This window comes from Oleiphilus sp. HI0061, from assembly GCF_001635675.1.
Genome location: NZ_LWFE01001753.1, coordinates 1 through 11,069 on the forward strand (window position 1 = coordinate 1; position 11,069 = coordinate 11,069).

Annotated in this window: 12 protein-coding genes; 6 read left to right on the forward strand and 6 right to left on the reverse strand. The window is 43.7% G+C overall.

Going from position 1 to position 11,069, the window contains the following annotated elements; translation table 11 throughout:
- Positions 1–889: 5-(carboxyamino)imidazole ribonucleotide synthase (locus A3735_RS26790; RefSeq protein WP_068638984.1), on the forward strand; the 889-nt coding region annotated here is incomplete at its 5' end.
- Between the two features lie 40 nt (positions 890–929).
- Here the strand turns inward: A3735_RS26790 and A3735_RS26795 are convergent.
- Together A3735_RS26795 and A3735_RS26800 are read right to left on the reverse strand one after the other, a co-directional pair.
- Positions 930–1,235, reverse strand: a complete 306-nt coding sequence (locus A3735_RS26795) for a hypothetical protein (RefSeq protein WP_068511619.1) — start codon at positions 1,233–1,235, stop codon at positions 930–932.
- A gap of 30 nt (positions 1,236–1,265) precedes the next feature.
- Positions 1,266–1,511, reverse strand: coding sequence for a hypothetical protein (locus A3735_RS26800; RefSeq protein ID WP_068511616.1), 246 nt, complete (start codon positions 1,509–1,511; stop codon positions 1,266–1,268).
- A gap of 207 nt (positions 1,512–1,718) precedes the next feature.
- On the opposite strand from A3735_RS26800, the gene mnmA reads away from it, so the two are divergent.
- The 5 genes from mnmA (at position 1,719) to purB (ending at position 7,648) form a co-directional block, all read left to right on the forward strand.
- Positions 1,719–2,843: a tRNA 2-thiouridine(34) synthase MnmA gene (gene mnmA, locus A3735_RS26805; RefSeq protein WP_068511612.1), complete on the forward strand. Its 1,125-nt coding sequence runs from the start codon at positions 1,719–1,721 to the stop codon at positions 2,841–2,843.
- A gap of 78 nt (positions 2,844–2,921) precedes the next feature.
- Positions 2,922–3,551: a high frequency lysogenization protein HflD gene (gene hflD / locus A3735_RS26810; RefSeq protein ID WP_068511610.1), complete on the forward strand. Its 630-nt coding sequence runs from the start codon at positions 2,922–2,924 to the stop codon at positions 3,549–3,551.
- 173 nt (positions 3,552–3,724) lie between these two features.
- On the forward strand, positions 3,725–5,347 hold the full coding sequence (locus A3735_RS26815) for a methyl-accepting chemotaxis protein (protein ID WP_068511607.1): 1,623 nt from the start codon (positions 3,725–3,727) through the stop codon (positions 5,345–5,347).
- An 85-nt stretch (positions 5,348–5,432) separates the two neighbouring features.
- A complete protein-coding gene (locus A3735_RS26820; RefSeq protein ID WP_068511605.1) occupies positions 5,433–6,164 on the forward strand; it encodes an START domain-containing protein in 732 nt (243 codons plus the stop codon).
- Between the two features lie 98 nt (positions 6,165–6,262).
- On the forward strand, positions 6,263–7,648 hold the full coding sequence (gene purB, locus A3735_RS26825; protein ID WP_068507443.1) for an adenylosuccinate lyase: 1,386 nt from the start codon (positions 6,263–6,265) through the stop codon (positions 7,646–7,648).
- Between the two features lie 79 nt (positions 7,649–7,727).
- On the opposite strand, the gene A3735_RS26830 is transcribed toward purB, so the two are convergent.
- The 4 genes from A3735_RS26830 to A3735_RS31510 form a co-directional block, all read right to left on the reverse strand.
- The gene (locus A3735_RS26830) at positions 7,728–8,831 is read right to left on the reverse strand and encodes a hypothetical protein (protein WP_068507446.1); all 1,104 of its coding nucleotides are present in this window, start codon (positions 8,829–8,831) and stop codon (positions 7,728–7,730) included.
- Positions 8,832–8,910: 79 nt separating this feature from the next.
- On the reverse strand, positions 8,911–9,597 hold the full coding sequence (locus tag A3735_RS26835; protein ID WP_156495221.1) for an SGNH/GDSL hydrolase family protein: 687 nt from the start codon (positions 9,595–9,597) through the stop codon (positions 8,911–8,913).
- Positions 9,598–9,883: 286 nt separating this feature from the next.
- Positions 9,884–10,636: an SGNH/GDSL hydrolase family protein gene (locus tag A3735_RS26840; protein ID WP_068507449.1), complete on the reverse strand. Its 753-nt coding sequence runs from the start codon at positions 10,634–10,636 to the stop codon at positions 9,884–9,886.
- A 112-nt stretch (positions 10,637–10,748) separates the two neighbouring features.
- On the reverse strand, positions 10,749–11,069 hold a 321-nt coding region (locus A3735_RS31510), incomplete at its 5' end, for a hypothetical protein (RefSeq protein WP_197486076.1).

Genomic DNA, 11,069 nt, shown 5'->3' on the forward strand with positions numbered 1-11,069 from the left:
AAGTAAAAGTACACTTTATCCCCCCTCAAAGTCTATTGAAGTCTGTCAAAATAGAGCTGAGGAAAAGGCACTATTTACCAAACTTGGAATTCCCACTCCTGCCTACCATATCGTCAACTCCCTTGAAGAGTTAAAAGCGGCTGTCGAAAAACTAGGTTGCCCAATCGTCACCAAGACAACGCGAGAAGGCTATGACGGAAAAGGCCAGTTCGTTATTCGTCAAGCAGAACAATGCGAAGCAGCATGGCAGGCTATTGGCGAAGGTAAAAATGGCACAAACACACTTATTGCAGAAGCATTCGTAAACTTTTCTCGAGAGCTGTCAATTATCGCTGTACGCTCAGCTGATGACAGCATGAAAGTCTACCCACTAGCAGAAAACGACCACCACGAAGGCATTCTGCGCTATTCCATCGCACCTGCAGCTAAGGTCGCGGACGATATAAATGCTCAAGCAAATCAATATATTAAAGAGTTAATGCATGAGCTAGGGCATGTCGGCATTTTAACACTGGAATTATTTGAAACAGAAAACGGCTTAGTCGCTAATGAAATGGCACCTCGAGTCCATAACTCTGGGCACTGGAGCATTGAAGGCGCACATTGCAGTCAGTTTGAAAACCATTTGCGTGCTGTCAGCGGCCTACCTTTAGGTTGCACCGAAGCGCAAAAGCTCACCTGCATGATCAATATTATTGGTGAAAAAGGTGATACCGGGAGTATCTTGTCACTTCCTTACGCCAACCTTCATTTGTACGGAAAAGAAGAACGCGAAGGACGCAAACTAGGGCACGTGACTGTGCAAGCAGATAGCCACGAAGAACTTGCCTGGCGAGTAAAGAATGTTGCGAGTTTTTTGCCTGGAAGCCCTGAATTCAAACATAGTTAAACCGATTCAAAGGCAGAAACCCCAAAAGCAGCTTGAGACACTAGAAAAACTCAAGCTCGCTTTCTTCAAACCAGTCTTCTTCCTCCAAACCCTCACTAACTTCCGCAAATATCATTTCTTTATTGGTCTGTTTTATTAATAAACGACAGACAATTGGCAAGTCATGAATCTGTGCCAATAGGTGGCTATCCACCAAGAAAAGCCTCTCATGAACTTCGTAATCAACAGGTGCGTCCAGCTCTAACAGCTCATCCTGACACAATTTAGGCAAGCCCATTCTGAGAATACAGTGATGAAGCAGCAACTGGTTTTTCAAGTCTCCCAAAAAGCGATTAGCTAGCTCCATACACCAATTTTCCTGGTACTGCACAATTGTTTAATTTTGCGCTTCAATACTAGGCATTGTTTCCCTGAGAAAAGCTCCAGAAACACTTAAATACATTAAGATAGAAAGATCTTCAGAACTAGCCTCAATGGATACAGAAACAAAGCCATCAAGAGTAGATAACCTTTGTAGGTCATTATCAGTCTTTTTAATATAAGCACCTAAATTATCAAACTGTTTTGCACTAGCACGCTCAAACAACTCCAAAATTCGTGGCACAACTTGCACACTGCTCATTGATATTCCCTCAAGACTCTCTGATCACTTCATTATTCCCCAGTACCGTTACTATACAAAGTATAGACAGCAAACTAAATACTCCACCGAACATCTAGTAGCATAAAGGAGGCACTACCAAGTATAAAGGCAACAAGGTAGAATGCACTTTCTTCCAAACAAACTAACAAACTTACTTCAGCAGCTCACCGCTAATATATCCACCTTATGATACAAAATAGCTCTTCCCTACCCTCTTCTGTTGATCCAAGCCAAACACGCGTAATCGTTGGCATGTCAGGCGGTGTTGACTCTTCCGTTTCAGCACTACTCCTAAAACAGCAAGGCTTTCTTGTCGAAGGCCTGTTTATGAAAAACTGGGACGAGGACGACGGCACAGAATACTGTACCGCAATCGAAGACCTGAATGATGCCCAAGCTGTATGTGACAAGCTAGGTATTAAGCTTCATACCGCTAACTTTGCCGCTGAATATTGGGACAGAGTCTTCGAGCACTTTTTGGTTGAGTATCGCTCTGGGCGAACTCCCAACCCTGACATCCTGTGTAACAAGGAAATCAAATTCAAAGCCTTTCTCGATTATGCGAGTACCTTAGGGGCAGATTACATTGCGACAGGCCATTACGTGAGACGCGCTGACGATAATGGGCAAACCTTGCTATTAAAGGGGCTCGATAACAACAAAGATCAAAGCTACTTTCTACATGCTGTCAACCAAAGCAAATTAGCGAAAACCCTGTTTCCGGTTGGTGAATTGGAAAAGCCAGCTGTAAGAAAGCTTGCCGAAGAACATGATTTAATCACACATAACAAGAAAGATAGTACCGGCATATGTTTTATCGGAGAGCGAAAGTTCTCTGACTTTCTAAAGCAATACATCCCTGCGCAACCGGGTGATATTGAAACTGACAAGGGCGATATCATCGGCCGACACAATGGGCTTATGTACCACACTATTGGGCAGCGCCAAGGCTTAGGAATTGGTGGGCTCAGCGGCTATGACGAATCACCTTGGTATGTTGCACAAAAAGACCTTGATCGTAACGTATTAATCGTTGTTCAAGGCAGCAAGCACCCCCTTCTATACAGCAGCCAACTACAGACTCTCGAAACTGACTGGATCAACAAAGCTCCAAGTGAGTACCCTTTCCACTGCAAAGCTAAGGTGCGCTACCGCCAAGCTGATCAGGACTGCATTATTGAAAGTAACGACAATGGATGCTTAAGCGTATTCTTTGGGCAGCCTCAGCGCGCGGTCACACCCGGCCAATCGATTGCCTTCTATCTTGAAGATCAATGCCTCGGTGGCGCGATTATTGAAACAACGGAATAGACAGCTAAAACACTAGAAAGCTGAATTCCAAGACATGCTCAGCAATCATCAGCAAAGTAATTTTAAACAGTGAACTCTATGAACAAGACTCAACAACAAATACTTGCCCTAGCAGGGTTATTCCAGGCAATGTCAGCCGCTGACGACATTGCACAGAGCGGACAATGCAATCCTCAACACCTGGAAACTGCCTTAAATAGTCTGTTTATCACAAACCCGGATACCACACTATCGGTCTTTGGTGACCTTGCCAAACTTGAGAAAGGCCTTGAAGTCGTTCATGACCTACTTGCCAAAACTAATACTAAGGGGCACGTACTGCCCGTGCGCTACGCTCTTGCAGTCCTCCACCTTGAGAGAAAACTCAATAAAGATAAAGAAATGCTAGATGCACTTAGCCGGAAACTTGAGAGGGCACAACAGCAAGTAGAGCATTTTGGCCTGCTTCACGAAAATGTCATTGGCAGTCTCGCTGAGATTTACATGCAAACCATCAGCACCTTTTCATTGCGTGTACAGGTATCTGGCCATGAACGCCACTTGACCGTCGATCTGAACGCAGCAAAAATCCGCTGCCTGCTTCTCTCAGGCGTAAGGGCTGCAAACTTATGGCGACAACTCTCTGGCCATCGTTGGCACTTTATCTTTAAACGACGCGCGTTAGCAAATGAGTGCGAAAAACTATTAAGCCAAAGCAGAGCAAGCTAGCTGCTACATAATTATATCTGAAAACTATTACAGATCTACTTCAATTATTGATTAAATCCAGTAACTTGCATGAGAGAGACTTTGAATCTATATTAGGAACTTCTGCTCACGAATCAATCTATTTTGCAGTAAAATCACGACCCAACCATTACTGATTTCTTAAGGAAAACACTTTGTTTAGCAACCTTCGATTTGAAGTCAAAATTTGGCTACTTCTAGCTATTGCCATTATTAGCAGCTTATTCATTCAAGTTTTTGACCGGATTAATGAGCGAGATAACTTGCTCGAAAGTCGAAAAAGTGAAGTGAAGCATCTTGTTGAAAATGCGTCTTCGCTGCTTAGCTCATTCTACGAACGAAGAGATATATTGGGTGAAGCAGAAGCTAAAAAACAAGCCGTCAACGCTATCAGACACCTAAGGTACGACAATGGCAGCGGATATTTCTGGATCAATGATTATAGCGCGAAAATGGTGATGCACCCTATTAAGCCAGCACTGAACGGAAAAGACTTAAGCGAATTTACCGACCCTAAAGGCACGCAACTGTTTTCCGATTTTGTGAAAGTCGTACGCAGCTCTGAAAGCGGGTATGTCGATTATTATTGGGCTAAACCTGGAAAAGACGAACCTGTTGCAAAAACCTCATATGTTCAAGGCTTCAAACCTTGGAACTACATTATCGGCAGCGGTGTATATATTGACGATATCGATGAGCTATTCTGGAAAAAGTCACGATCGTCTATCTTCTTGCTTCTTGCCACGCTCATTGTCGTTGCTGTGATCGCTCGAATGATGACCCAAGACTTGGTCGAACCTTTAAAGCGAATCGTATCAGTCATGAAAGACGCTGCAAACGGAGACTTTCGACAAGAAATTGAGCAAACTGAGCGTCGCGATGAGCTAGGAGGTCTAAGCCGATCGTTCATCAGCATGCAAAGCGCCTTCCGTAGCTTAATCAATCACTGCAAACACGGCTCTGAAGAAATGTCGTCTTCTGCAACCGTCATAAATGACATTACATCAAGAACATCAGAAGGTGTTGACCAACAACACTCTGAGACCGAGCTTCTCGCCTCGGCAATTGAAGAGCTTGCCATGACAATTCAAGAGATTGCTAACAACGCTGCAGAAACCTCAGACCTGACTCACGAAGCAAATACTCAAATAAATCAAGGTAACGAGATGATGCGCAATACCATTGGTGCAATCAGCAGCGTCTCGGATGATATGACACAAGCCAGCCAAGTCATTAGCCAACTTGAAGCCGATGTTCAACAAATTGACACCATTCTTGGCGTCATCAGAAACATTTCTGAACAGACCAACCTATTAGCTTTGAACGCCGCGATCGAGGCTGCACGAGCTGGCGAAACAGGCCGCGGCTTCGCGGTAGTAGCAGATGAAGTTAGGTCTCTCGCACAACGAACTCATGAATCCACTGAAGAAATACAGGCGATGACTGAAGCTCTGCAATCTGCCGCTGCCAATGCAGTTAAAGTAATGGAGGCCGGAAAGATCCATACTCAATCTTGTGTGGATAATGCTTACAGCACCGGAGAGTGCCTAATGATAGCGGGTTCAAAAGTCGCTGAAGTCACCGATAGGAATAATATGATCGCTGCAACGGTGGAACAACAAGGCATCGTTGCGAATGAAGTCAGCAGCAATGTGGTCTCTATCAAAGAGGTCGCTCATGAAACCCACGAAGGTGCGACAACACTTTCACAACATAGCGAAGAGCTACAAAAGCTAACCAGCTCAACTCAGCAACTTCTTGAGCAGTACAAGGTATAGACTTGGAGAGAGCATATTTATAGCTCTCTTTTATTGTTATATTCATTTTATGCCTGATAAACACCGAGATAAGTAGACACATCTAATGAAAACCATATTACGCAAACCACTACACTTACTTATTTCAATCCCTCTACTAAGCTTGTGCTTTGCCCTAACCTGCTCTGCCAATAGCTGGAACTTGGAACATGATGACGACGGAATCAAGGTATATACTCAAGAGATAGAGGGTTCCTCATTCAAAGCATTTCGTGGTGAAACCTCGATTAAATCAAGCCTACATAACTTAATGGCCCACCATACAGACATATCTGCAATGGAACTATGGCTACAAGATTGCGCAAAGAGTGAAGTTCTTCGAAGAATATCAAATAAAGACTTTTATATTTACCAACGAACGAGTGCCCCCTGGCCTGTAAGCGACCGAGATTATGTACTACATGCCAATATTAAACAAGACCCCAAGACCTATGCTGTAACGATGACTTTCGAAGCCAGCACAGCCGTAAAGCAAAATCACGAAGACTGTGTACCTGTCACACAACTAACAGGTTATTGGCGCTTTACACCACAAGGTGATGGCTATATTTTTGTCGAATATGAAACGCATGCTGATCCTAGCGGAGACCTACCGGCATGGCTCGCCAACAGCTTCGTTGTTGACCAACCGTTAGGCACACTAGAAAAAATGCGTAGACGCGTCGAAAGCAATATCTATCAGCTGCCCAAAGAAATGTCGTACATCATTGAGCCACCATTACCATTAGCGATCAAAAATAAATCAATTTCCGAGCAAGCCACAAAACATAAGCAATAGACCGCACCCTCATGTATCCGTGACAAAAAGTGCAACTCAGGTCACATTTGTAGTATCATTGCCGCCCATTTTTTAAGCAGCAGAGAAAGAGATTACGAATGCAACTTTCATCTTTAACCGCAGTTTCACCTATCGATGGCCGTTACGGCTCAAAAGTCACTGACCTTAGGGATATCTTCAGCGAGTTTGGACTTATTAAATTCCGCGTAGAGGTTGAAATTCGTTGGTTGCAAACCTTGGCAGCCCACCCTCAAATTGAAGAATTAAAAGCCTTCTCTGCTGACGCCAACAAGTTCCTAGACGATATCGTAAGTAACTTCTCTGTAGAAGACGCAGAGCGCGTTAAAGAAATTGAACGCACTACAAATCACGACGTAAAAGCAGTTGAATATCTCCTAAAAGAAAAGTTCTCTGCAGCAAAAGGCGACTTCCCTGAATTAGAAGCCGATTCCGAGTTCGTTCACTTTGCTTGTACTTCGGAAGACATCAACAACCTATCTCACGGTTTAATGCTTACTAATGGCATGCAGAAGAGTGTTTTACCGTCAATGAAAGAAGTTGTAAACAAAATGGAAGAACTGGCACTTGAGCACGCTGAAATCCCGATGCTTTCACGTACCCACGGTCAAACAGCCTCGCCTTCTACAATGGGTAAAGAATTTGCAAATGTTGTTGCTCGTTTACGCCGCCAGTTGGCTCAAATCGAGAAAGTTGAAATCCTGGGCAAAATTAATGGCGCTGTAGGTAACTACAATGCTCACCTATCTGCCTACCCTGATGTTGACTGGGCTGAAAATGCTAAAACATTCATCGAGAGCCTAGGACTACAGTTCAACCCGTATACAACACAGATTGAGCCCCACGATTATATTGCAGAATTGTTTGACGCAATTGCCCGCTTCAACACGATTCTAATCGACCTAGACCGCGACATTTGGGCTTACATTTCAATGGCTTTCTTCAAGCAGAAAACAATTGCTGGTGAAGTTGGCTCTTCCACGATGCCTCATAAAGTTAACCCTATCGACTTTGAAAACTCTGAAGGCAACTTAGGCCTGGCAAACGCTATATTAGGCCACTTGGCAGAAAAGCTACCTATCTCTCGCTGGCAGCGTGACCTGACAGATTCTACGGTTCTTCGTAACCTAGGCGTCGGCCTGGCGCACAGCATCATTGCTTACCAGTCCACGCTAAAGGGTCTAAACAAGCTTCAAATTAACCCGGAGCGTTTAGCTCAAGACCTCGACAACGCATGGGAAATCATGGCTGAGCCGATTCAAACCGTTATGCGTCGCTATAAGGTTGAACAACCTTACGAGAAGCTTAAAGAGCTAACTCGCGGTAATGTAATGAACCAGGAAACGATTCAAAGCTTTGTGAAGACTTTAGATATTCCAGACCCTGCTAAAGAAGAGCTGCTGAAATTGACGCCTGCTACCTATATTGGTAACGCAATAGCGCAGGCAAACGCAATTAAGAGCTAACTTTCGAAAGATTATAAAAAAGGCGCATTGAGAAAACTCAACGCGCCTTTTTTCTTTCCATTTGAAGACTCTTAAGTAATCAGTTTCGCCCATAAACCCTTTCTCTGTTATAACGGAAGAAACCTAACATTTCTTCTTCCTTCTGGATGGTACTGGCCTCATTTTTAAAGTACTTCTCTCGCAAAGCGCTTAGCTTTTCTACTAAGGCTTCGCCTTCAAACTGCTCAGAGACAAGTGAACGCTCTTCCATATATGCGTAACCATTATTCCACCGATCCTCTCTCTCTTGGTCTCGCTTGGCCAACCATTCTATCTGGGACTCTTCGAATCCGATGAGCCGCCTCACTTCATTAATTTCATACTGACGTTCTTCACGTGTTAATGCACCGAGTTCACTTTGTACAGCATTAAGACCAAAGACAACTTGAGATAACATACCTTTCGAATCAAGCACCAAATCTTCAACAGAGCCAAAATAGTTTTCATCATAAGCGCTTTGCAATAGATAAACTCGGTCTTGCATGCTCATATCAAGTGACTGGTTAAGCATATTAACGGTAGAGAGCATCGACTCTCGTTTATCTTCTTCAGCACTTCGTTCTTTCTCCCAAATAGCTTCTGCTAACTCCTCACCAAAAATTTCATAGCGCTTTTGCCACAACATGCCTTGCTGCTGCAACGCAGGCATTTCATTCAGATCTAATATATTAGTCAAGAGCCACTCGTCATAGATATCAAGCATTGCTAATAAAGCAAGAATATCATCTACTAACTCGGGGAAAGCCGTTCGAATAATTCGCTCAAATATTTCCGCACCTGTATCTGGGTAGGACTGTATTAAGTCGTTACGCATTTCTTTCAAGCTTGCGTGAAAAGACGGTAAGTGTTTCTCACTTGAGTGTTCTTGAACCAGTAAGCTTACTAAGGCTTCAATCAGCTGCTCAATCTCACTAGGCTCCGCTTTCAAATACTCTGGAATCTGAGGAGTAGGCACATCAAGGTAATCCTCAGTCGAGGAAGATAAAGGTAATGAAGGGCCAAGAGAAACAGGCTCATAGTGCGAATTAAGTGGCTTTTGACTGGCAAATAACTGAATAAGGAAAACGCTTAGTGCGATACTGATAACAGCGATGCCACCCAACAAATAGGGTTTCAAATTTACGGCTTTATTGTGCTCACTCATATCTACTCTCTGAATTATTATCTTTAGACATTTCGAGAAAGCGGCGATCCCTGCCGCTCCAAAACTTACTACTCTGTTTTTATAGCAAAGGCTGAAGTACTGGCCAGATCTGTGCTGAAAGGTTATGAGATCCTTCCACGGTCGGATGAATATCATCACTTTCCACCTGAGAAGCAGGTACCGTTCCACGCGGATCTACAAAATGACAATTCGCATTACTCGACACGTCACAAGCATAACCCAGCAAGTCATCTCCATAATTCAATGCTTGAGTTAGATTCGCATTACCTCTAGGTAGCTCGTAATAGCCGAGCCATACAACATTATCGACGCCATCTGCATCCATTTGGTTTAGCAAGTTAACCGCGTTAACATACTGATCTTCAACTAAGCCACGGCAGCTGCTAGAAATGTTCCAGCGATACCACTTAGTACGGCAACCATAAGGGTCGAATAAAGTTGCCGGTATCAAGATATCATTACCGCCGCCATCCATGACAATCGTAGAAATATTCGCATCCGTTGCTTTCGCATCTTGGTACTGTTTGTCTACAGGTGTTGCTAATGAGCCACCCGATAACTCAGCGCCACTTTGCGTATAGTTTCGGAAAGTGGTAGCGGCATTCGCTTGAAGGTCCTCCTCAATTACACCATTCAAGTCGAATATCGAATCACCTAGCGTTACCACGTCCATACGCTGAGCGTTTTCTTCATAAGGGTTTCCCGTACAAGCAACCAAGGAACCGGCAATCGCTAGTGTCCCCACCAGCTTATTCTAGAGCCGCCTTTGTGATACAGTTTTCTTAGATTCATCGTTTTCATGCTTTCTCCAGTTGTTATTTTTGATATGGAGACATGATCCTATAATGATTAATTTAAGTTTAGTGAGGCGCAAAACGTACCAAATAGTGAATATTGTTCATATTTTGCACCCTCGATAATACACGAGCTAAAAAGAGAATAGATTTGTGATTTCATTCACAAAAAAGGGCCTTCCCTGGCCCCACTAACTATGTAAATCTAATTAAGTCGAGTGAATGTATTTACCCGAATTACAATACAGTCTGAAGCACAGGCCAAATCTGATTTGCCAAGTTAATAGATCCTTCTGGGGTTGGGTGAATATTATCGCTTTCAACTTGAGATGCTGGAACAGTGCCACGCGTATCGACAAATGAGCAGCTTGCATTCGTCGCTACATCGCAAGCATAACCAAGCAAGTCATCACCGTAATTTAAGGCTTTTGTGAGGTTTTTATTGCCACGAGGTAACTCGTAATACCCTAGCCATATCACGTTCTGAACATCATCACTTTCCATCTGATTGAGCAGGTTTATTGCATTAATATACTGATCCTCAATCAAGCCACGGCAGCTTCTTGAAATATTCCAACGCCACCAGTGAGTACGACACCCATAAGGGTCGAATAGCATTGCGGGGATAAGAATGTCGTTACCGCCGCCATCCATAACAATGGTATCGATATTTGCGTCTGTAGACTTAGCATCCTCATATTGTTGATCGACGGCTTTAGCCAAGGCACCACCAGACAACTCTGCTCCGCTTTGCGTGTAATCTCGAAAGGTCTCACCGGCATAGGATTCGAGCGTCTCTTGAATGACACCATTAAGATCAAAGATCGAGTCGCCCAGAGTAATAACGTCATTGCGATCTGCCACTTCTTCGTAAGGGTTACCTGTACAACCGACAACACTCACAGAAACTATACAGGCAGCTGCAAATTTGACAGCCTTAGCCATCTTCACTGGCAGGTCTATCAATTTTTTTTGTTTTAATCTAATCATTTTGCTTCTCCAGCTTTTTGATTGTTTTATGGAGAAACAACGATAACGCAGTCATGAATTTTTTTAGGTATAGGATTACGTACAGATCTCATAGATCAGTGCGCAATTTGCCTTAGGGTTCATTGCACATTCGTCTGGCCAAATCATCTCTAGCGTGCTGAATAAGTGTTAAAGGATCTCGCGCTACGGAAGTGAAAACATGCAAACCACCTAAAGGCATAATGCCCTTCTGTGTTATTTCACCGATAGACCGACAATAGTGCTTCAGGTTCCCGGCCGCATCCGGTTGTGAGGTTGAAGGCATCAATACCGCCACTTCATTTCGATCCAAACTAACAAGACTAAATGCGCTATCCAACTCTGTTGATAAGCACGCTTTAACCTCATCACGCCACTGAGACTCTATTCGCAACAATGCAAGGGCATGTGACGC